The sequence below is a fragment of the Bacteroides faecis MAJ27 genome (assembly GCF_900106755.1).
Lineage (GTDB): Bacteria > Bacteroidota > Bacteroidia > Bacteroidales > Bacteroidaceae > Bacteroides > Bacteroides faecis.
Window position 1 is genome coordinate 15087 of sequence record NZ_FNNN01000032.1, and the last position, 25599, is coordinate 40685.

Sequence of the window (25599 nt, forward strand, 5' to 3'; positions counted from 1 at the left end):
TCATTGAAGAAAGTATATTGTTATACAAATTTGATATATAATTCAATAAAACTAATAGTAGCCAAGTTGTTTTTGAATAAAGTATGAACGTTACAAACAAGCATTGGCTGCATTACTCTCTATTTTTGTATAGAGATATTAGAACCCTAAAAAATAAACCAAATGAAAGTAAAAGTTTATACTATGAACTCCAAAAAACGTTTTTTTTTCTATGCCGTTTTATCTTTCTTCTGCACGCTCATGGTCGATGCACGTTCAATAACCATACAGCAGAAGATTGACTGGCCTCAATTCATGAGTAACCAAGACATGATATGGGAAGTGCTACCCGAATATTGGCACGAATCAGCCTATCTGGGAAACGGCAGGCTCGGACTAATGATCTATAAAGAGCCGGAGAAAAACTACATACGACTCGAAACGAGCAATTGTGATGTACACGACCACAGGGAGAAAAGAGATGTATTCGGAATCCCCCGATTGCTTACCGGTCACTTTGCATTGCATCCCAAAGGAAAAATCATCAGTGGTAAAATGCGCCTTGATCTTTGGAATGCAGAGGCTACAACAGATATCATTACTACGAAAGGGAGTATTCATCTAAAAGCATTTGTCCATGCCAACGATATGATTATAGTTATAAAAGCAACGACAGAAGGAGAAGAGAAAGACTTTCAATGGGAATGGATAGCCGCTGAAGGTAACAGCCCCCGCTACCTTTTTTTCAAGAATCAAGGTAAAATGGACAAAATTCCGCAAGACTATCCGCTCAACCCCGTCGCTGAGATCAGTCAAGAAAATGGCATTCACTTATCTACCCAAAAGTTACTTGCCGGCGGCGAAACAGTAGTAGGATGGCAGGAAAATAAAGCAGAAAAAGGAGAACGCATTCTATGGGTAAACCTTACACATACATATCCGCAAACAAATGCCGGAGAAACATGTATGAAAGAAATAAAGAAAGCCAAACGACAGGGATTCAAAAAACTGCAAAGTACCCATCGCCAATGGTGGAATGCCTACTATCCGGCTAGTTTCATCACATTACCCGAAATCCAGAAAGAAAATTTTTATTGGATACAGATGTATAAACTGGCCTCTGCCACTCGTGGTGACCGTGCCTTAATAGATAATACAGGACCTTGGCTGACAGAAACTCCCTGGCCAAATGCCTGGTGGAACCTCAACGTACAACTGACTTATTGGGCATTGAATGCGTCTGATCATCTGGATCTGGCTGCTTCACTCGAAAACGCACTTTACAACCACACAGACGAGTTACGCTTAAATGTTCCTGCTGCTTACCGTTCCAACTCATTAGGGATAGGTGTTGCTTCCAATCTGGAATGTATGTCAACGGAGATAGGTATTCCCGGCAAAGGAAAAGCACAAGTAGGCTTATTGCCATGGGCATGCCATAATCTCTGGCTCATTTATCGTCACAAGATGGATGATAATGTATTACGCGACCAGTTATTCCCACTTTTAAAAGGTGCCATCAACTATTACCTGCACTTTCTGGAAAAAGGAGAAGATGGCAAACTGCATCTTCCTGCCACTTACTCACCTGAATATGACATTGTAGAAGACTGTAATTTCGACCTTGCCCTACTCCGTTGGGGATGCCAGACCTTACTGGAATCGGCAAAACGTCTGAACCTTCAGGAACCATTGATTGAAACCTGGCAAAATGTACTCGATAATCTGGTTTCGTACCCTATGGACGAGAATGGGTTGTTGATAGGAAAAGATATGCCTTATGCTTTTTCCCACAGGCATTACTCCCATTTACTTGCTATTTATCCTTTATATTTGCTCAACACAGAACAACCCGGTGCTGTTGATACGATCGAGAAATCATTAGCCTTTTGGCAAAGTAAGCCCAAAGCGCTCCAAGGTTACTCCTGTACCGGCGCCTCTTCCATCTCATCTGCCATCGGCAAGGGAAATGACGCACTTTCTTACTTGAACAAGTTATTCGGGAAATTCCTCAGCCCTACCACTATGTATAAAGAAGCAGGTCCTGTGATCGAAACTCCATTATCAGGCGCTCAGTGCATCCATGACATGCTGATACAGAGCTGGGGAGGAAAGATCCGGATTTTCCCGGCTGTTCCGGATGCCTGGAAAGATGTCGCCTATTCCGGTTTGCGCACAGAAGGAGCATTCAAAGTTTCTGCCAGCAGGAAACAGGGAAAGACTGAGTTTATACATATAAAAAGCCTCACCGGCGAGCCTTGCGTAGTAATGACTGACATTTCTGATCCTGTTTTTACCGGAAAAAGAGACTTCTCCATCAAATCATCCGATAATGGTACTTATCAGATCGACTTGAAAAAAGGGGAAGAAATCATCATTTATCCTAAAGGTGCATCTCCGGATTTTAGCATCTCACCTATATCACATATGTCTCAAAACTATTTCGGTAAGAAGGCAAGATGACTCATTGAAATCAGCATGTAAAAGAGCTGCTCGAATGAACCTTAAAATCATCCATTTGAGCAGCTTAAATTGTACAAAAGGTAGCTTATAAGAGCATGTAGAGATATTACATTCTGATATCTAAAAAACTAGAATTCAGAGAAGAAACCGGCTTTTTACACAAAAATAGTATATGACTCAACAAAATTAATATCAAAAAAATCATTTTTGAACAAAGTGTGGACAACATAAATTAAGAATCATATTTAATGAGGTTACATTTGCAACAGTAAAATAACACTTTTAATAATTATAAAACCTAATAAAGTATGAAGAACATCTTCTTTATTTGCATTTGTGCCCTATTCGCATTTACCGGATGCACAGATGACGATGATGAACTATTGGCAAATGGAGACTCTAATATTAATTTGCTTCCGAATCCCCAGCCGAATGACGTAATTAATGAAAAGTTATTCGATGTAATCAACCTGGATTATCCGGGACTGGAGAAAGTGAAAGAGTATTATGAAGCTAATGAGTATTATTACGCTGCTCATGAGTTATTAAAATACTATAGAAACAGAGCGGATATCAGTAATCCGAATATTAATCTGATTAACCCTACTATCACTGCTTTTGATCAGAATATAGCCGATCAGGCACTGGAACATAGATTCTATGTACGTAATTTCAAGGAAAAAGAAGAAAATGGCAAAGAAGTCTATTATTCATTTGATAAAGACAAGAAAATAGACTGGACCTATGTGCCTACTGAAATTACAGACCAGGAATTTAAATCTCAGACTCACCGCCACCAATGGATGCTTCCACAGGCTAAGGCTTACCGTGTGAACCAAAATGAGAAGTATATCCAATCATGGATAGAGGTTTATAGCGACTGGCTGAATACTTTCCCTTGCCCGGAAGGAACGGTAAGCAAAGATGCAGTTCAGTGGTATGGCCTGCAACCTGCAGAAAGGGTGCTTGACCAAATCGATATCATGCCTCATTTTATTCAATCCACCAATTTTACTCCTCAATGGCTTTCAACATTCCTCGTTGCCTTTGCCGGTGAAGTAGAATGTATTCGCAACAATTATTATACTGATGGCAGCAATATCTATGTAACTCAGGTACAAGCCATTACCACAGCTGGTATTTTAATGCCCGAGTTCAAAAATGCGGAAGCATGGTTGAGTGAAGGTTCGCAAAAGATCACAGAACAGATTACCGCACAATTTCTGGAGGATGGAGTTCAAAATGAGCTGGACCCAAGTTACCATATCGGAGTAGTTGCCGGCTTCTATAATATATATAAAATCGCTCAACTTAATAACAAGCTAAGCTTATTTCCTTCTACTTACATAGAACAGTTGAGAAAAGCAGCCCGCTTTGTTATGGATATCATCTATCCGGATTATACAATTGATAACTTCAACGATACACGTTCTGCTTCCTATACTAAAAATGTATTATTGAGAAACCTGAGACAGTACTCTGAAATGTTCCCGGATGATGCAGAAATGAAATGGATGTCAACAGAAGGCAAGCAAGGAACAACACCTGCCGGCCTGGTACAGATATACGACGCTTCCGGCTATTATATGTTGCGCAGCGGATGGGGAAAAAGCTCAACCATGATGATTCTGAAGAATAATAACAATCCGGATAACAAATGGCATTGCCAACCCGATAACGGAACATTCGGTATCTATCGCAACGGACGTAATTTCTTCCCGGATGCCGGTGTATATTCTTACGGAGGAACAAGTGCAAGTAATGAAGACCGCAAAACATTCCTCGCAACTAAGAACCACAATACAATGACAGCTCTAAGTGCAACAATTGCCGATGGATATATGAAAGGTGAATTCCTTAAGCATGAAACTAAAGGGAACACACAAATTCTGGTCACTCAGAATCAGATCAAAGCCGGTCTCACTCACCGTCGTGCCGTATTCTTTGTAGATAAAGAATTCTTCGTACTGGTAGATGAAGGATACGGAGATGGCAACAAAGACAAAATCAACCTGAATTTCCATCTTTGTTCAAGCGAAGCCAATGAAACTGTATATGATGATTTGTCCGCTTCTTACCAATATGGCGCACATACCACATTTGCAAACAATAATATGCTGGTTCGCACTTTTGCTGAGACTAACCAAGATTTCGACAAATCAAATGTCAGTTCTGACGTTTCCAATAAATTAGGAGAGAAGAATGCGTCACGCAAAGGGTATCAATACACGATACGGAAACCACAGAATGGAGCAGCCCGCTTTATTACTGTAATCTATCCATTCGAAGCTGTTTCTACACTTGACAAACTGACTATGGATGCTCAGTTTACCGATAATTCCAGCGAAGATGCAGGTACATTCCATACAAACGGTGCTGCTGTAGAAGTGACTATCAATGGCAAGAAATACGAACTGTCTTATACTTTATAATTTAATATACCTAAGAAAAAATGAGATCTAAATTACAAAACATTACTTCAAGATTCCTGGCAATCTTAATGGTAGTTGGGTTGTGTGTCACGAACTCCTCCTGTACGGACCCGGAGACAACTGACTCTACCAAGTTTGCGCTTTTCTATGCCGGTATCACTGACATAGGCCCCTCTATGAGTTTTAATTTGGACGCTCCTACTTATATTGGAGGTGCTCCTTCTGATTTTGCAATAACACGCGTAACTCTGAATGGCGAAACTTATGATACAAATAGTTTTGCAATAGACACAAATACAGGATCAATTTCACTTTCCAATACAAGCGAATTGCCTGTAGGACTATATACCTTAAGTGTATCTTGTTATTCTAATGGTAACTATTATGAGTTTAAGGATATTGTAACGATTAATATGATGAAACCGGTACCGGATGGTATCAGTGTAGAACCTAATAAAATAAGTGCAGAGTTTGCTGACATCATAAGTACAGAAAGCACAATAGAGTTACCTACTGCACAAGTTACTACTGAAGGTGATCATATCTCTATTCAGAAATATATCATTGCCAATGTACGTAAAGACGGAGTACTGGTTGAGGAGAATGATTTCTTCACTATTTCCAGTACAGGTGAGATTTCTATTGTCAAAGGTGAATCTAAAATTCAACCGGGCAAATATGTACTTGATTTAAAGTTAACCACAGCAATTGTGGACGAAGCAGCAGAAGAAGGTATCTTTGAAAATGCCATAGAAATAGATATAACTTCTAAACCTTTAACGTTGACTTATACTCCAAACACGGTCAAAGTAGAAGAAAATGCTCAAAATATATCTGCTGTACCGACATTAGTCGGCTCTTCCGAAGGATTGACTTATGCTATCAAATCAGTAAGCCCGACCTCCTCTTCCGTTACGATTGATCCTGTGACAGGAGTTATCACACTGGCAGCCAACAATCAGATGGAAATCGGCACTACCTGTGAAGTATCCGTAACTGTAACGAATCAATACGGAAGTACTGATTTCGAGAACGCATATACAATGACTATTGTAGAGTTTATTAATCCTATTACCAAATTCGAATACAGCGACACAGAAGAACTCATTCAAGCGACTGCTTTTGAACACCCCGTTAAGACAATAGATGGAGATGAAGTCAGCTTCTCATTTGTCAATCTGGACTCTAAATTAAGCGATTTGACTATCGATGCGACTACAGGTACAATTTCTGCTAAAAAAGGAAATAACATACCGGTAGGTCAACATACAGTTACTGTTTTGGCTAAAAACAACAAAAGTGAATTGCAGGCTTCTTTCAAATTAAATATCAAAACAAATCCATATTATTTCACTTATGTGCATTGGGGAAATAATTTAAATCTTTCACCTGCTCAAAATTATGCAAGCCAATATAGAGTTACATCCAACAACGCTCTGCTTTCTTTATCTATTCCAGTAGCAGAAACAGATATACCGGAAGGTGTAGAAGTAGAATGGACTATTGATAATAGCAGTTCCAGTATATCCGGAGGTTCCATTGATGAAAATGGTACGATTACCTTCACCGCAGGATGGACAAACGCTAAAGTTCTTATGATCCTCGTTAAAGCAACTACAGGTAAAGGTACTGCAGGTGAAATAACCATCAAGACTCCTGTATTTATCCATTGCTCGGGTGCTGTAGCCGGAGTTACAGTGAATTATACTCCATTCGTATTCCAGGTGAATCCACGTACCGGAGGAAGTTCCGTAGCCCCCACAATAACAGGTACAGACTTAAGTACATTTATTGCAGACTACCGCCGTACCTTTAATTACTATAATATCAATGGACCTGCAGAACACAAAAATGGTCAACCGGGTGGTGGTAATGACACCTTCATGTACAGCCTTTGGAAAGCATATTATGAGTCAATTGGAGTTGCAAGCGTAAATACCGGACAGAAGTGGCCGTTATCATATTACGACAATACCTCCAGGCTTGCCGCACCATTAGGATATGTAGATGCAACCAACAACTGTGCTGTTAAAATCAATCCAAACAAATGGCTGAATGAATATGGCTATGCTAACGGAGTAATGATTGGACAGATGACGTTCGTAACAGATGGTAATTCAGGTGGTGTCAGCAGCGGATCATCAATGTTCCCATTGGCAATCTGGTTTGATACGAAATTCCAATAACGAAATAAATATATATCATAATGAATACACATAAATCTATAGTGAACACATTGAGCAAAAGAGGGTATCTCACCCTCTTGGCTCTCTTGATAGCAATCACCTCCTTCGCTCAGGAAATTACAGTGAATGGTACGGTGCTCGACGAGACTGACACTCCTTTAATTGGAGCAACCATCCAGATAAAGAATACTCAAAAGGGTGTAATCACAGACTTTGACGGAAAATTCTCTATCAAAGCAAACAATAATGCAACATTGGTAGTCAGCTATATTGGTTACCAGAATCAGGAAATCAAACTGAAAGGACAAAAGAACCTGAACCTCAAACTTATTCCGGACAATGCTATGCTGGACGAAGTGGTAGTCGTAGGTTATGGCAGCATGAAAAAGAGCGACTTAACCGGCTCTGTTTCTTCCGTGGCAGCCAAATCTATCGAAGGTTTTAAAACCGGATCCGTAGTAGAAGCCCTCGGAGGTCAGATTGCCGGTGTACAAATCACCCAATCGGATGGTACTCCCGGTTCTGGTTTCGATATCAAGATTCGCGGTGTCGGCACAGTAAACGGAGATTCTTCTCCGCTTTATATCGTCGATGGCTTTGAAGTGAGTGATATTGACTACCTTCCTAATTCTGATATTGAATCAGTCGAAGTATTAAAAGATGCTTCTGCATCAGCTATTTATGGTGCTCGTGCTGCCAATGGTGTAGTTTTGGTCACTACAAAATCCGGTAAAGAAGGAAAACCAGTTATTACTTATAACGGCTCTGCCACTTATCGTAACATTCCTAAAAAACTGGATATGTTGAGCACATATGAATTTGCCGCATTACAAGTAGAACTCAATCCGACTAAATACGGAACAACCTACTTTCAGGAAGGAAATGATGCTGACGGAGTACCTTATCGTCATCAAACTCTGGAAGATTATCTAACCGATCCGGGAATTGACTGGCAGGGTGAATCGTTCAAGCCGACTTGGTCTCAGAACCACGATTTCAGTATCAGTGGCGGTACAAAAGAAACTAAGTATGCTGCCTCCTTCTCACATTTCGATGAAAATGGTATCTTCACAAACAGCGGTTATAAAAAGAATGCAGGTAAATTGCGTATCAACCAAAAGATTAATAAATTCATTACCTTCGATGCCACTATCAATTACGCAAATACTGTGAAAGAAGGTATCGGTACTTCAGGTACCGGAGGAACACTGAATATGCTATCTAATATTCTGCGCTTCCGTCCTACCGGAGGTAACAGCGTTACAAACGATGAACTTCTGAATTCTGTATTCGACCCATTGGAACTAAGCGAGAACACAACTTACTCACAAATTAACCCGATCAAACAGGCTGAAGCTGTAAAAGACCGGAGACAATCTGAGTTGTGGGGAGCCAATGCCTCATTGACTGTCCAATTGATGAAAGATCTTACGTTCAAAGCATCTGCCACCTACAATACAACGAATACAAGAAGAGATATCTTCTATGGTGAAGACTCCAGCCAGGCATACCGTAGCGGTGGTGTTTATGGTTCTACACAAATGCAGAAAGACTTGCGTTGGCAGAGCAGTAATACATTGACTTACAGAAAGAAGATCAATAAGAAAAATACATTTGATGTCATGTTAGGACACGAATTCGCATTCAGGAGTTCAGAACTTCTGTATGGACAAGCTAAAGACTTCCCATTCGCAAATCTCGGTAACGACAATTTAGGAATAGGAGCTACTCCTAGTAGTGTATCTACTTCCAGAAGTGACAAGAAACTGTTATCCTACTTTGCAAGAGGTAATTACAATTTCGATAACCGTTACCTGTTCACTGCTACCGTTCGTGCTGACGGCTCTACGGTATTCTCTGCAAAAAACAAATGGGGATATTTCCCGTCATTCTCTGCTGCATGGCGTGTATCGGAAGAAAAATTCATGAAGAACATTACTCCGGTATCAAATCTTAAACTCCGTCTCGGATGGGGTACAGTAGGAAATGACCGTATCACCAACTATCTGTCTATGGATTTGTATACATCGAGCAAATATGGACTGGGACAACAAATGGTAACTGTACTGAATCCGAAACAACTAGCTAACAAAGACCTGAAATGGGAAGGTTCTACTACTGCCAACTTAGGTATTGATGTGGGTCTTTTCCAGAATCGCCTGAATCTGACAGCGGATTTCTTCTTAAAGAACACCAAAGACCTGTTGCTTGAACAAAAACTTGCTTATGTAACCGGATTCAACTCACAATGGCAAAATATCGGTAAAATTGAAAATAAAGGTATCGAATTGAATATCAATTCTACTAATATTCAAACCCGCAATTTTTTATGGCAGACAGATTTCAATATTTCATTCATCAAGAATACATTGAAAGCGTTACAAGATGGAACATCATACATACAGTCGGCTACTAAGTTCAACAGTAATTTCAACGGAAATGACTATATCTCAATCGTAGGATCTTCTCTTGGACAGATGTATGGATATGTTTTTGACGGTGTATACCAAACTTCTGACTTCAACATGCTCCCTAATGGTACTATGCAACTGAAGCCCGGAGTAGCAGACATCAGCAAACATGCAGGAAAAACAGCAGTACCGGGTATGGTGAAATATAAAGATATAGACGGAGACGGTATCATTACGCCTGACGATCGTACTACCATCGGAAATGGCCAGCCAGACTGGTATGGAGGTATCACCAACACTTTCAATTATAAAAATATTGATTTTAGTTTCATGTTCCAGTTCCAGTATGGCAATGACGTTTATAATGCGACACGTATGTTTAATACACAATCGCAAGACGAACGCAGTAACCAATTGGCTGAAGTTGCCGACCGGTGGACTCCGACAAACGCTTCTAATCGCGTGCCTTCTGCGAAAGGGTATGTGAAGTATGAATTATACTCACGCTTTGTTGAAGACGGTTCGTTCCTCCGCTTAAAAAATGTAACTTTAGGATATACACTTCCCAACAAGTGGACCAAGAAAGCATATATCAACCGCCTACGTGTGTATGGTACGGCCCAGAATTTATTCTGCCTGACTAAATATAGTGGTTATGATCCGGAAGTGAATATGAAAAGCAGCCCGCTCATGCCAGGATTCGACTGGGGTGCTTATCCAAAAAGTAGAGTATTTACATTTGGTGTAGAAGTTCAATTCTAAACAAAAAAGACAATGAAAAAATTCAAATACTACTTATGCACATTAGCCTGTGCAATCACCGTTTCATCTTGCTCGTTAGATGAAACCAGCTATACAGAAATTGAGAAAGGAAACTACATGAAGAATGCAGCAGAAGCTGAGAATGTGCTTCTGGGTGTATATCGTGACATGGTTCAGGATGGTATTTACGGTTTCCACTTATCCTTGTATTTTACTATTCCCAGTGATATAGCCAAAGTAACGGGTAATAGTACTGACGGACTCCGTCTGATTCCTTCTAATGCTTATACCAGTTCACAGACCGAAATCGCAACAACATGGGCTAACCTGTACAGTGCTATCTATGATGCGAACGATTTTATCGAAACACTGGGACAAAAAATAGGAACCTATGACGAAGGCAACTACAAGAAAGCAGCTGTTTATATGGCAGAGGCGCGTTGTCTGCGTGCCATGTACTATTTCGAGTTAGTACGCTGGTTCGGAAATGTAGCATTGATTACCAATACGGCTCAATCCCGTCAGCATCCATCTACCTTCACACAAGCTGATCCGGCAGATGTATACAAATTTATAGAAGCAGATTTGCAATATGCCATCGACAACCTGCCTTATGCAGTAGATGATAATATACGTTCCGACAACAGTTTCCGTCTCTCCAAAGGCGCCGCACTCGGATTGTTGACTAAAGTATATGCTACTTGGGCAGGCTACCCTGTACATGATACAAGCAAATGGGAAAATGCAGCGAAGACTGCTAAAATTCTGGTCGAATCGGGCAAACATCATCTGCTTTCCGACTTCGAACAATTATGGAAGAACACTTGTAATGGCGTTTGGGATGGAAACGAGAGTCTGATCGAAGTAAGTTTTTATGCTCCAACTGTTACCGGAGTATCAGCTAATGACCCTTGTGGACGTATTGGCAAATGGAACGGTGTACAGGCAAGCGGTATCAGAAGCGTTCGTAATGCCGGTAACTGGCGTGTTATCCCAACTTTCCTGCGTGACTGGAAAGATCGTGAAAGCGATAACAGATGGAAGTATTCTTTTGCTGATTACAAATATGGTAAAAACACCGAAACCGGTGAAGACGGAGTCAAGCTCGTAATCAATACTAGCGGCAATATTGAAGACGCTATTAAAGACGACGCAACAGACGCATTAAAGAAAGCGTATATCGATAACGTATGCCCGAGAAAATGGGATACAGAAGAATATGTGAACAGTGCCAACTACTTGGTTGATGCCAATCTTTCCAACATTAACTGGTACATATTGCGTTATGCCGATGTATTGCTTTTATATGCCGAAGCTTTGAATGAATGGAAACAAGGACCGACCGATGAAGCGTATAAAGCTATCAATATGGTACGCAGACGCGGCTTTGGTCTTCCGGTAGAAACCGACAACAGTGCTTCAGACTTATCCGGAATGTCTTATACCGAATTCCAGCAAGCTGTACGTAATGAACGAGCTTACGAACTGGCATTTGAAGGACATCGCCGACAAGATCTGGTACGCTGGGGAATCTATTATGAAAGTATCAGAAAAACATCTCAAGATTTAGTGGATTGGTATAGTGGCGGTTACGGATATTATGTTTGTGTCGATTATACCAAAAAGAACAAGAATGAGCTACTCCCCATACCACAACAGGAAATGGATATATGTACTCAATTTGATCAAAACCCGGGATGGTAAATAACCTCACCATAATATAATATGAAAGCGTTACCGAAGAAATCCCCTTTCTTTCGTAACGCTTTTATTTAATCATTCAGTCCACAGATTTCTATATACCATGAAAAAGAATATTAGCACAGCCATTCTTCTGATATCTTTAGCTATCAGCCAATCAGCATTCTCTCAAATCTATTCATTTGAGAATGGAATAGTACCCGAAGATTGGAAAGCGGATAAAGGGACGCTCAGCATCTCCTCCGAAAAATATAAGTCAGGTACTCAGTCACTCCAAATCAATTGGAAACAAGGAGATATCCTTACCATCCCCTCACCTGCCGGTATTTCCGAAGCATGCAAAAGTAAAAATGGAGGTATGAATGTATGGATTTATAATGAATCCCCCATCAAAGAAAAGATAGTCTTTTCTTTCAGAAATGAGGCTGAAAAAGAAGTATGCCAACTCCCCTTTCTACTCAATTTTAAAGGTTGGCGATGCATTTGGGCTAAATTTCAAGGAGACATGAATATGCCATCTAAAAGTAGTATTCAGTCTGTCGAAATACAATTTCCGCAACATACCCAAAAAGGAGTCACTTACATCGACCTTTTAGAATTTACGCCTAAAGTTTCCTGGCAGAATATGTCAGATGCACAATATAAAGTGAACCGTACTGACTACAGCTTAATTCCCGATTTTACAGGCTATAGAAATGCTATTCCAAAAGTAGAAAAAGTAATCACAGATAAAGATGATCAGATTACGGTAATTACAAACAGACTAACAGCATGGTATCTTGGCAGCGAACAGCAATCATCCGAAAAGTGGGTGAAAATGAGAAAAGAAAATGAAAAGGTATTTATTCAAAATGGTCTGAAAGCTGCTCAAAAAATTAAAATACAATATAATGAAGATCGTACTCCTAAGGGAGAGCCATTATTTCCAATGGGTGCACCCAGTACCATAGATGGAATAGAAGCCAAGAAATTCAGAACAATCAACGAAAACATCTTGCTCCCGTTAGCACTGGATTACCGTAAAAATAAAAATGCCCAAAGTCTTAAAAAAGCACTTTATATTTATGACTGGTTCAACGACCAAGGTTGGGCAGACGGTAGCAGCATGGGAACCTTATGTTTTGAAAAGCTGAGAAGTTCGGGCTATTTTCATTCATTCTTCCTGCTGAAAGATCAATTATCTCCTGAACAATTAGAGCGTGAACTTCAGTCACTAAACTGGTTTACCATGTTCGGAATATGCTATCAACTTCCTTCGCACCCGGGCGAAGTAGCAGACAACCTACGCGCGCTGGCTATTCCCAAACTAATATATACTCTATCACAAAACAAAATACAAGAAAGAGAAGTTGCCCTGACCGCATTCAAGCATTATATGGATAACGCATTAGGTATTGCACCGGGATTCTTCGGAACGTTCAAAGCCGATTTCTCCGGCTATCACCACAGAGGGCCTTATAATAGCGCCTATTACCCTCATGCACTTTACGCAGGTGCATTAATCGCCTATTTGTTACACGATACTCCTTATGCACTGTCTGAAACGACCTTGCATAATCTGAAACAAGGATTATTGACTTTCCGTTTCTTTTGTGCCGGTCTGGATGTACCTGCCGGAACAGTCGGACGCTTTCCGAAAGGACAACAGATTCTAGAGACTTTGTTACCAGCATTTGCCTATACCGCTCTGTCATTTAAAGAACCGGATAAAGAATTGACCGCCGCTTTTAAACGAATACTGGAATCCAGTGATAATAAACAGGCCATTACAGAATACATCAGCAATGTGAACTCCAATCTGGCATATACCAGCACCGTAGGAGAAATTGAGTTAATGGCTCAATTGGCATCAACTTCCATTACCAAAGAAAAACCTGTCACCGGTACACTCTTTATGCCTTATTCCGGATTATTGGTTGCCAAAGACAGTCTTTTCCATTTTAATATCAAGGGATTCAGCCGCTATATATGGGACTTTGAATCTTCAGCTACAGAAAATACCAAAGGACGTTATCTGGCATATGGTCAAATAGAATATTTTGACTTAAAAAACAGACACAAATCCTTTAACCCGCAAGAGCCTGACTTTGACTGGAATTATATTCCGGGAGCTACTACTAAAGTATTACCTGATAAAATATTACAAGACAAAGGTGGCTCCAGTTCCGGACATCGCAATTTCTCTGATGAAACATTCTTAACAGGGGTATATGCTTCTGATAAAAACGCCATGTTTTCTTTCAGAATGCACGACATCACATATGATCAATCATTCCGTGCCAACAAATCTGTATTTGTATTCGAAGATTTTCTGTTTTGCCTGGGCTCGGATATCCAAACCAAAGATAAAAGATATCCGACCGTGACTACATTGTTTCAGTCATTCAGCAGAAATACCGGTGAAGAAAGAATACCGGAAGGATATATCCTGACAGACCCTTCACTCATGTATGCAGTTAAAAGAGGAGCTGTCCGAACATCTTGTGAGGGATCACATACACGAGCTTATATAGAACACGGGAATGCACCGGAAGCAGCTAAATATCATTATTATATACTCAAAAATAAAAACAAAGTATTAGCCCGTCAGTTATTGTCCAATGAGAGTCCGATAGAAGTGATAGCTCAAGATAATGATGCGCATATCGTTACTCATAAAACGAAAGAAATCACATGCGGCGCTCTCTTCAATGCACAAAAGACGTATGATGGGCAACTGGTTTCTCAAGTGAATATTCCGCTTTCTTATATACTGGAAAAGCAGAAAGACAATTCATTTAAACTCTCTGTCTGTGAACCGGATATGAGAAGAATATCTCATGCACATATGGGGCTACTGACGGAAGAGGACGTGATACAACAAGAGAAGCCTTATGATACCCGGCTGACAATCAATGGACTATACAATGTGAAAAGTCCTCAAAAACCAGTGGAAGTATCCCTCGACAGGGAAAAGGATAAAACCTATATTACCATTTCTACTATCCGTGGGGAAAACTATACGCTTTTATTACAACAAGCTGATAATTAATATGAAGAATAGATTAATAACATTGTTTATTGTTTCCCTTGGCATAGCAGGTACCAATGCTCAAAACCATCTGACACTCTGGTATAAGTCTCCTGCAAAAGCATGGGAAGAGGCATTGCCTGTAGGAAACGGACGTCTGGGAGCTATGATTTTTGGAGATACTCAAAAAGAGAGAATACAATTCAATGAGAATACTCTTTATAGCGGAGAACCGGAAACGCCCAAAAACATAAATATAGTACCTGATCTTGCTCATATACGCCAGTTGCTCGGTGAAGGGAAAAATGCAGAAGCAGGCACCATCATGCAAGAAAAATGGATTGGCAGGCTGAATGAAGCTTACCAACCTTTTGGAGATTTGTATATCGACTTTGATTCCAAAGAAGCTGTTACAGATTATATGCACTCGCTGGATATGGAAAATGCAGTGGTTACAACTTCTTATAAACAAAACGGCGTAGACATAAGCAGAGAAGTTTTTGCATCCTATCCGGCACAAGCTATTGTCATACATTTGAAGTCTTCCAAACCTGTTTTAAATTTCACCGCCTATCTGGCTTCACCACATCCTGTAACCAAGGAGTCCGATTCGCAAGTAGTTTATCTGAAGGGACAGGCACCTGCACATGCCCAGCGGAGAGACACAGACCACATGAAACGCTTTAACACTCAACGTTTGCATCCGGAATACTTTGATGCTTCAGGACACATCATACAGAAAAAACAGGTGATTTATGGAAACGAAATGGATGGAAAAGGCACTTTTTTTGAAGCATGTCTACTTCCAACCCATAAAGGCGGACAATTGTCCATTTCAGACAATCAGATCACTGCCCGGAATTGCAGCGAAGTGACTCTCATGTTGTATGCAGCCACCAGTTATAACGGACCACGTAAAAGTCCGAGCAAAGAAGGAAAAAATCCGCATCAGGCGATCATGAACTATCGGAGAATCAGTGAGGGAGAAACCTACAAAGAATTAAAGAGGCAACACACCACCGACTATCAGGCTTTATTCAACCGAGTATCTTTCGATCTTCCTGCGAATAAACAGCAAAAAGAATTACCTACAGACGAACGATTAAAAAGATTCAAAGATGAAGAAGACCAGGCACTGATCGCACAATTATTCCAGTTTGGACGCTATTTAATGATAGCCGGCTCCCGGGGTGAAGGTCAGCCCTTAAATCTGCAAGGTCTATGGAATGACCAGATATTGCCTCCATGGAACTCAGGCTACACTTTAAATATCAACCTGGAAATGAATTATTGGCCGGCAGAGGTCACTAATCTATCAGAATGCCACCAACCTTTATTCAAACTTATTGAAGAGATAGCAGATAAGGGAAAAGATCTTGCGCGTGATATGTACGGTCTGAACGGCTGGGCTATTCATCATAATATATCTATTTGGAGAGAAGCATATCCGTCAGATGGATTTGTATACTGGTTTTTCTGGAATATGTCCGGTCCATGGTTATGTAATCATCTGTGGGAACACTATTTATTTACTAAAGACGCCAATTTCCTGAAGAAATACTATCCGATACTTAAAGGCGCGGCCACTTTCTGTTCCGAATGGTTAGTCAAGAACAGCAAAGGTGAACTGGTAACCCCTGTCAGCACTTCTCCCGAGAATGCTTATCTCATGGGCGACCATACTCCGGCATCCGTTTGTGAAGGAAGTACAATGGATATAGCCATTATCCGCTCTTTATTTTCAAATACCATTCAAGCGGCAGAAATACTTCAGACCGATATGGATTTCCGTTCTGAGCTAATCAAGAAAAGGAATAAACTGAAAAAATACCAGATCGGCAGTAAGGGACAACTACTGGAGTGGGATAAAGAATACAAAGAAAGTGAGCCACAACACCGCCACGTATCCCATCTCTTTGGATTGTATCCGGGATGTGATATTACAGATAGTACTCCGGAAGTATTTAAAGCAGCACGAAAATCTCTGGATGACCGTGGAAATAAAACTACAGGATGGAGTATGGCATGGAAAATCTCTCTTTGGTCACGTCTATACGATTCTTCGAATGCTTATGAAGCATTGAGTAATCTTATCAATTACATTGACCCTCATATGAAAGCTGAAAATCGGGGTGGACTATACCGCAATTTATTGAATGCGCTTCCTTTTCAAATTGACGGGAATTTCGGGGCAACTGCCGGTATTGCGGAAATGTTATTGCAAAGTCATAAAGGAAATATCCATCTGCTTCCGGCCTTACCTCCAACCTGGAAAGAAGGAAATATCAAAGGACTCAAAGCAAGAGGTGGATTTACTGTAGATATGGAATGGAAAGAAGGAAAAATAACAGTTGCAAACATCACCAGTCCATATGAACAGACCGTCGAAATTGTTTATAATAACAGTATAAAAAAGACTCATTTCAATGCAGGAGAAAGAAAAAAGATCTCATTTTAAATAATCGAGAACAGGGCCATAACCCCCTTGAAAAGGGTATACTTGACAAATTTAATAGTTTTTTCAACAAAACTAATAGTCGTAAATCTGTTTCAATGTCCTTTTCAACATTCGTATCATTTAAAATTAAATAGATCACCTACTTTTGCATCAGTTACAAAACTTCTAAAAACAATCACTTAAAATGAATAACATGAAAAAGAAACTTGTTCTCTTTGCTTCAGTTGCCATCGCACTTGCGTCGTGCCAAACAACTCCAAAGGAAGACTACAGTTGGATTAAAAAAGGGTTGGATGTAGCTTCTGCCCAATTACACCTTACAGCAGAAGAAATCGACGGAACAGGTCAGCTTCCACGCTCTATCCGTACAGGATATGATATGGATTTTCTATGCCGTCAATTAGAAAGAGATCCATCTACCTTTCAAGACTCACTCCGCCCGCAACCCACTCCCGAACAAATGGGCAAACGTCGTTTATGTGTAGTATACGACTGGACAAGCGGTTTCTTTCCGGGTTCACTGTGGTATGCCTACGAGCTGACAGGAAACGATACACTGAAAGCAGATGCCATTCAATATACTAATCTTCTGAATCCGGTACGCTACTATAAAGGCACACATGACCTGGGTTTCATGATCAACTGCAGCTACGGCAATGCCGAACGTCTGGCTCCGAATGATACTATTAAAGCTGTCATGAAAGAAACAGCAGACAATCTTTGCGGACGCTTCAATGATTCTATCGGTGCTATCCGCTCTTGGGATTTCGGAAGCTGGAACTTCCCGGTAATCATCGACAATATGATGAACCTTGACCTTCTGTTTACTGTAAGCAAATGGACCGGTGACAACAAATACAAAGATATTGCCATCAAACACGCTGTCACTACGATGAACAATCATTTCCGTCCTGATTATACTTGTTGGCACGTAGTCAGCTACAACAATGACGGTACGGTAGAGCGTAAACAAACTCACCAAGGAAAAAATGACGATTCTTCCTGGTCGCGCGGACAGGCTTGGGCTGTATACGGATATACTTCCTGCTACCGTGAAACAAATGATACCACTTTCTTAAACTTTGCAGTGAACATTGCTGACATGATTATGGAACGTGTAAAAACAGACGATGCCATTCCTTACTGGGATTATGACGCTCCAGTTACCGAAGAGACTCCCCGTGATGCTTCAGCTGCTGCTGTAACCGCTGCCGGATTCATTGAACTGAGTACAATGGTTCCCGATGGAAAGAAATACCTGGATTACGCAGAAAAGATACTAAAGAGTTTATCCAGCGATGCATATCTTGCCAAAGCAGGTGAAAATCAAGGATTCATTCTGTTGCACTCTGTAGGTTCATTGCCTAACGGCTCTGAAATAGATACTCCATTGAACTATGCTGACTATTACTATCTGGAAGCATTGAAGAGATTCATGGACCTGAAAGGTATCAATTACCAAAACATCTAATCAATAAAACCATCATTCTGATTATATCATGAATAAAACTATCAAATATATTGTCCTGCTGGCATTTGCATGTTTTGTAGGCAAGGGGTATGCACAAGAATTGAAAAGCGAAGTATTCTCGCTTCTCAATCTGGATTATCCGGGATTGGAGAAAGTAAAGGCATTGCACCAGGAAGGTAAAGATGAAGATGCCGCCAAAGCATTGCTCGACTATTATCGTGCCCGCACGAATGTGAAGACTCCGGACATCAATCTGAAAAATATCACCATTGGCAAGGAAGAACAAAAATGGGCGGATGACGGATTGCAGCACACATTCTTTGTACACAAAGGCTATCAGCCTTCGTATAACTACGGAGAAGATATCAACTGGCAATACTGGCCGGTGAAAGATAACGAACTTCGTTGGCAACTCCACCGTCACAAATGGTTTACTCCGATGGGTAAAGCATATCGCGTATCCGGTGATGAAAAATATGCCAAAGAATGGGCGCACCAATACATCGACTGGATCAAGAAAAATCCGTTAGTTAAAATGGATAAGAAAGAATATGAACTGATAAGCGACGGAAAAATCAAAGGTGAACTGGAAAATGTACGTTTTGCATGGCGTCCACTGGAAGTCAGCAATCGTCTGCAAGACCAGACTTCACAATTCCAGCTGTTCCTCCCCTCTCCTTCTTTCACGCCGGACTTCTTAACCGAATTCCTTGTGAACTATCACAAACATGCCGTACACATTCTGGGTAACTACTCGGATCAGGGCAACCACCTGTTATTTGAAGCTCAGCGTATGATCTATGCAGGTGCATTCTTCCCTGAGTTTAAAGATGCCCCTGCATGGAGAAAAAGTGGTATCGATATTCTGAATCGTGAGGTTAACGTTCAGGTATATAATGACGGCGGACAGTTCGAACTCGACCCACACTACCATCTGGCAGCAATCAATATTTTCTGCAAAGCTCTGGGTATTGCGGATGTTAATGGATTCCGTAATGAATTCCCGCAAGACTATCTGGATACAATCGAAAAGATGATCATGTTCTATGCCAACATCTCTTTCCCCGATTATACCAACCCATGTTTCAGCGATGCCAAACTGACCAATAAAAAAGAGATGTTGGGTAACTACCGTTCATGGAGTAAACTGTTCCCTGAAAACCAGGCTATCAAGTATTTTGCAACAGAAGGTAAAGAAGGCGCATTGCCTGATTATATGTCGAAAGGTTTCTTGAAATCAGGTTTCTTCGTTTTCCGCAATTCTTGGGGAACGGACGCTACACAAATGGTAGTGAAAGCCGGTCCTAAAGCCTTCTGGCACTGCCAGCCGGATAATGGTACATTCGAACTGTGGTTCAACGGTAAAAACCTTTTCCCTGATTCAGGTTCATATGTGTATGCAGGCGAAGGTGAAGTGATGGAACAACGCAACTGGCATCGTCAAACTGCCGTACACAATACTGTGACATTAAATAACAAGAATCTGGAAACGACAGAATCCGTGACTAAATTGTGGCAGCCGGAAGGCAATATCCAAACATTGGTTACAGAAAATCCCGGCTATAAAAACCTAAAACACCGCCGTTCTGTATTCTTCGTTGACAATACTTATTTTGTTATCGTAGACGAGGTGGCCGGTAGCGCCAAAGGTTCTGTCAACCTACACTATCAGATGCCTAAGGGAGAAATAGCCAACAGTCGCGAAGACATGACCTTCCTTACCCAATTTGAAGATGGAAGCAACATGAAACTGCAATGCTTCGGCCCTACCGGCATGACTTTGAAAAAAGAACCGGGATGGTGTTCCACTGCATACCGCAAACGTTACAAACGTATGAACGTTTCATTCAATGTGAAAAAAGAGAATGATGACGCAATACGTTATATCACCATTATCTATCCAGTCAAGAAAAGCGCAGATGCCCCTAAATTTGCCGCTAAATTCAAGAACAAAACATTCAATGAAAACGGATTGGAAGTAGAAGTGAAAGTAAACGGAAAGAAACAGTCATTAAAGTATAATTTATAATATAGCGACCAGCGAGCCTCCGAAGCCTTTTTCCGTAGCAGGCATATATATCCATACGGAAATCAGGCTCCAGTGTCTCGCTGGTTATCACTGTAATCTGATAGTATTTCTATTATGAAAAACAATACCTCCACTTTACTTCTTCCACTGGCAGCACTGAGCCTTGCTTCCTGTGCCGGCCAAAAGAAAGAAGAAACTAAACGCCCGAATATCATTTTTATGATGACGGACGACCATACCACCCAAGCAATGTCGTGCTATGGAGGAAATCTGATTCAAACTCCCAACATGGACCGTATTGCCAATGAGGGTATCCGTTTTGACAACTGCTATGCAGTGAATGCTCTTTCCGGCCCTTCACGCGCTTGTATCCTCACCGGTAAATTCAGTCACGAAAATGGTTTTACCGATAATGCAAGCACATTCAATGGCGATCAGCAGACATTCCCGAAACTGCTTCAACAATCCGGCTACCAGACTGCAATGATTGGTAAATGGCATCTCATCAGCGAACCTCAAGGATTTGACCATTGGAGTATCCTGAGCGGTCAGCATGAACAAGGTGACTACTATGATCCTGACTTCTGGGAAAATGGAAAACACATAGTAGAAAAAGGATATGCTACGGATATCATCACGGACAAAGCGATTGAGTTTCTTGAAGGTCGTGACAGGAACAAGCCTTTCTGCATGATGTATCACCAGAAAGCGCCACACCGCAACTGGATGCCTGCTCCCCGTCATCTGGGTATATTCAACAACACTACTTTCCCCGAACCGGCCAATCTGTTTGACGATTACGAAGGACGTGGAAGGGCAGCCCGCGAGCAGGATATGTCCATTGAACATACTCTGACAAATGACTGGGACCTGAAACTGTTGACCCGCGAAGAAATGCTGAAAGATACAACCAACCGACTATATAGCGTTTACAAACGTATGCCGATAGAAGTACAGGACAAATGGGACTCTGCTTATGCACAACGCATAGCCGAATATCGCAAAGGTGACCTGAAAGGCAAAGCACTGATCAGTTGGAAATATCAGCAATACATGCGCGACTATCTGGCTACCGTTCTTGCTGTAGACGAAAACATAGGCCGCCTGCTGAACTATCTGGAAAAAACAGGAGAACTGGATAATACCATCATCATCTATACTTCCGACCAAGGCTTCTTCCTTGGCGAGCACGGTTGGTTTGACAAACGTTTCATGTATGAAGAATGTCAGCGCATGCCGCTTATCATTCGCTTTCCAAAAGCAATCAAAGCCGGAAGCACCAGCAATGCTATCAGTATGAATGTGGACTTTGCTCCCACTTTCCTCGACTTTGCCGGAATAGAAATTCCATCGGATATCCAAGGCTCTTCTCTGAAACCAATTCTGGAAAATGAAGGTAAGACTCCGGCAGACTGGCGCAAAGCTGCTTACTACCATTATTATGAGTATCCGGCAGAGCACTCTGTAAAACGTCACTACGGAATCCGTACACAGGACTTCAAACTGATTCATTTCTATAACGATATCGATGAATGGGAAATGTATGATATGAAAGCTGATCCGAGAGAGATGAACAATGTTTTCGGGAAGCCGGAGTATGCTGAGAAACAGAAAGAGTTGATGCGACTACTCGAAGATACTCAGAAACAATATAAAGATACTGATCCGGACGAAAAGGAAACAGAACTTTTCAATGGAGACAGAAGACTAATGAAGAATCGTTAAATAATAAATATAGGCACGAATGTCACGGATTTCACGGTTTTGCTTCGCTTTATCGTGTTCGAGAATCCGTAAAACCTATATCATTTGTGCCTAAAAAAGTATAATACGAAAGTTTCATTTGAATAGAAAAAGAATTAACCCAAAATAATTATATCATGGACAGAAGAAATTTTATAAAAAGCACTGGTTGGTCTTTTCTAGGACTGGCAGCTTCAGGCAACCTGCTTGGTTCTTGCGCAGCAGGAAGCAAAGAAGCTAAAAAGATAATGCCATCGGCGAGTAATCTGAAGATGTACTGGGGCGACTTACACAACCATTGTAATATTACATACGGACACGGTGACATGCGCGATGCTTTCGAAGCAGCCAAAGGACAACTGGATTTTGTAAGCGTGACTCCCCACGCTATGTGGCCCGACATACCCGGTGCAGACGATCCGCGTCTGAAATGGGTGATTGATTATCATACCGGTGCTTTCAAGCGCCTACGCGAAGGGGGATATGAGAAATACGTAGCTATGACAAATGAATACAATAAAGAAGGCGAATTCCTTACTTTTGTCGGCTATGAAGCTCACAGTATGGAGCATGGTGACCATGTTGCACTCAACTACGACCTTGACGCACCGCTTGTAGAATGTACTTCTATCGAAGACTGGAAACAAAAAGCCAAAGGGCACAAAGTATTTATCACTCCGCACCACATGGGTTATCAGGGAGGCTATCGCGGTTACAACTGGAAATGCTTTACCGAAGGAGATCAGACTCCTTTCGTAGAAATGTATTCCCGTCATGGTCTGGCAGAAAGTGACCAGGGTGATTATCCGTATCTACATGATATGGGGCCTCGCCAATGGGAAGGAACCATCCAATACGGTCTTGAATTAGGAAATAAGTTCGGAATCATGGCTTCTACGGACCAGCACTCCGGTTATCCCGGAAGTTATGGTGACGGACGTATCGGTGTATTGGCTCCGTCACTGACTCGTGACGCCATTTGGGACGCTCTTCGCACTCGTCACGTATGTGCCGCAACCGGTGATAAGATATTAATAGACTTCCGTCTCAACGATGCTTTTATGGGCGATGTAGTACGTGGCAACAGCCGCCGTATCTATCTGAACGTTGACGGAGAAAGTTGTATCGACTATGTAGATATCGTAAAGAACGGACAGATTCTGGCCCGTATGAATGGTCCATTGACTCCGGTTGCTCCCGAAGGTGACACGGTACGCTGCAAAGTAAAAGTAGACTTCGGTTGGAACCGTGAAGAAAGGTACGTACACTGGCAAGGAAAATTGTCTGTTGACAAAGGACGCATCCTGAGTGTAACCCCATGCTTCCGCGGCGCAGCTTTCACTTCTCCGCAAGAAGGGGAAACAGAATTTCACACTCATGTGAACCGTATTGTATCTGTAGGCGATAAAGAAACGGAACTGGATATGTACAGCAGCAAAAATCCGAATACGACTACCGCCGCCATGCAAGCTGTCATCCTTGAACTGGAAATGCCCAAAGATGGAAAAGTCATTGCCGAATTCAATGGCAAGAAATTTGAACATACATTAGGAGAGTTGCTTGAGGGGTCACGCTCTCACTTCATGATTGGCTGGCTGAGTGAAGCGATTCTTTTCAACCGTGCTATGCCCGAAAGTTGTTTCAAGCTGGAACATTACATGGAAGATAAAGAGCCTCAACGTGATACGGACTATTACTATGTACGTGTTCGTCAACGCGACGGACAATGGGCGTGGAGTTCACCCATCTGGGCAGAAAGAGTATAAGTTGGTATATGAAAGGAAACAGTTGCTTTGTTTGTGCCAAGCCGTTGGCACAGTTGTGTCAAGCCGTTGGCACTACTATGCCAACGCGTTGGCACAAGCGTGCCAATAGGGTGGCACAAACATGGCACAGTATAAACGAATTTAAAGCATACCTGGTTATATGAAAAAAGAATACGCTATAGGAATTGATCTTGGCGGGACTTCTGTGAAATACGCTCTTATTGACAATAACGGCGTATTTCACTTTCAAGGGAAGCTACCGTCGAATGCCGACGTATCAGCCGAAGCTGTCATCGGGCAATTGATCAAGGCAGTCAATGAAGTGAAAAACTTTGCCGAAGCAAAGGGATATACAATAGCCGGTATCGGGATAGGAACACCGGGAATTGTCGATTGTACGAATCGTATCGTATTGGGAGGTGCGGAGAATATTCAAGGTTGGGAAAATCTGAAACTGGCAGACCGGATGGAAAAAGAGAGCGGACTTCCGACCCAACTGGGAAATGACGCTAATCTGATGGGACTCGGCGAAACAATGTACGGAGCCGGAAACGGAGCCACCCATGTTATCTTTCTGACTGTAGGAACCGGTATCGGTGGCGCAATCGTAATTGACGGCAAGCTTTTCAACGGATATGCCAACAGAGGTACCGAACTGGGACATGTCCCTTTAATAGCCAATGGCGAACCTTGCGCCTGCGGTTCAGCAGGGTGTCTGGAACATTATGCTTCCACTGCTGCACTGGTCCGTCGTTTCAGCAAACGGATAGCCGAAGCCGGCATATCTTATCCGAATGAAGAAATAAACGGAGAATTGATCATCCGTCTCTATAAACAAGGAGATAAGATCGCTGTCGAATCACTGGAAGAACATTGCGATTTTCTCGGACACGGTATTGCCGGATTTATCAATATCTTCAGCCCGCAAAGAGTCGTTATCGGTGGAGGACTGTCTGAAGCCGGAGATTTCTATATTCAGAAAGTAAGTGAGAAAGCCCTCCGTTATGCCATTCCCGACTGTGCCGTAAACACGGAAATTATGGCTGCTTCTTTAGGAAACAAAGCAGGAAGTATCGGAGCGGCATCACTTGTATTTACTCAACTTTCCGCTCCTAACTTAGTCAGATTATGAAGAAAAAACAGGGCTCACCCACTGATCAACAATAGGACCGTCAGCCTGAAAGAACT

The 25599-nt window shown here is 41.6% G+C and carries 12 protein-coding genes; all 12 read left to right on the top strand.

Translation table 11 applies throughout. The features are described 5' to 3' along the window. The first annotated feature begins 183 nt into the window (after window positions 1-183). The 12 genes from BLW31_RS20805 (at window position 184) to BLW31_RS20860 (ending at window position 25543) form a co-directional block, all read left to right on the top strand. Window positions 184-2442, top strand: a complete 2259-nt coding sequence (locus BLW31_RS20805) for a glycosyl hydrolase family 95 catalytic domain-containing protein (RefSeq protein ID WP_029425436.1) — start codon at window positions 184-186, stop codon at window positions 2440-2442. Window positions 2443-2750: 308 nt separating this feature from the next. Beyond that, a complete protein-coding gene (gene hepC / locus BLW31_RS20810; RefSeq protein WP_010537306.1) occupies window positions 2751-4874 on the top strand; it encodes a heparin-sulfate lyase HepC in 2124 nt (707 codons plus the stop codon). A 20-nt stretch (window positions 4875-4894) separates the two neighbouring features. Continuing rightward, window positions 4895-7060, top strand: coding sequence for a surface glycan-binding family protein (locus BLW31_RS20815; protein WP_010537305.1), 2166 nt, complete (start codon window positions 4895-4897; stop codon window positions 7058-7060). Between the two features lie 20 nt (window positions 7061-7080). Beyond that, window positions 7081-10233, top strand: a complete 3153-nt coding sequence (locus tag BLW31_RS20820) for a SusC/RagA family TonB-linked outer membrane protein (protein WP_010537304.1) — start codon at window positions 7081-7083, stop codon at window positions 10231-10233. Window positions 10234-10245: 12 nt separating this feature from the next. Beyond that, window positions 10246-11937 (top strand): RagB/SusD family nutrient uptake outer membrane protein, encoded by a 1692-nt coding sequence (locus BLW31_RS20825; protein ID WP_010537303.1) that lies wholly within the window; start codon window positions 10246-10248, stop codon window positions 11935-11937. A gap of 100 nt (window positions 11938-12037) precedes the next feature. Further along, window positions 12038-14965 carry a chondroitinase family polysaccharide lyase gene (locus BLW31_RS20830; protein ID WP_010537302.1) on the top strand — a complete coding sequence of 976 codons (2928 nt, stop codon included), beginning with the start codon at window positions 12038-12040 and terminating at the stop codon, window positions 14963-14965. A gap of 1 nt (window position 14966) precedes the next feature. Beyond that, window positions 14967-17402 (top strand): glycoside hydrolase family 95 protein, encoded by a 2436-nt coding sequence (locus tag BLW31_RS20835; RefSeq protein ID WP_022301723.1) that lies wholly within the window; start codon window positions 14967-14969, stop codon window positions 17400-17402. A gap of 184 nt (window positions 17403-17586) precedes the next feature. Continuing rightward, window positions 17587-18873 carry a DUF4995 domain-containing protein gene (locus BLW31_RS20840; protein WP_010537300.1) on the top strand — a complete coding sequence of 429 codons (1287 nt, stop codon included), beginning with the start codon at window positions 17587-17589 and terminating at the stop codon, window positions 18871-18873. Window positions 18874-18901: 28 nt separating this feature from the next. Beyond that, on the top strand, window positions 18902-20902 hold the full coding sequence (gene hepC / locus BLW31_RS20845) for a heparin-sulfate lyase HepC (protein WP_010537299.1): 2001 nt from the start codon (window positions 18902-18904) through the stop codon (window positions 20900-20902). 114 nt (window positions 20903-21016) lie between these two features. Then, window positions 21017-22627: a sulfatase family protein gene (locus BLW31_RS20850; protein WP_010537298.1), complete on the top strand. Its 1611-nt coding sequence runs from the start codon at window positions 21017-21019 to the stop codon at window positions 22625-22627. 155 nt (window positions 22628-22782) lie between these two features. Further along, window positions 22783-24411: a PHP domain-containing protein gene (locus BLW31_RS20855; protein WP_010537297.1), complete on the top strand. Its 1629-nt coding sequence runs from the start codon at window positions 22783-22785 to the stop codon at window positions 24409-24411. 160 nt (window positions 24412-24571) lie between these two features. Continuing rightward, complete coding sequence (locus BLW31_RS20860) at window positions 24572-25543, top strand: ROK family protein (RefSeq protein ID WP_010537296.1); 972 nt, start codon at window positions 24572-24574, stop codon at window positions 25541-25543. Window positions 25544-25599: the final 56 nt, after the last annotated feature.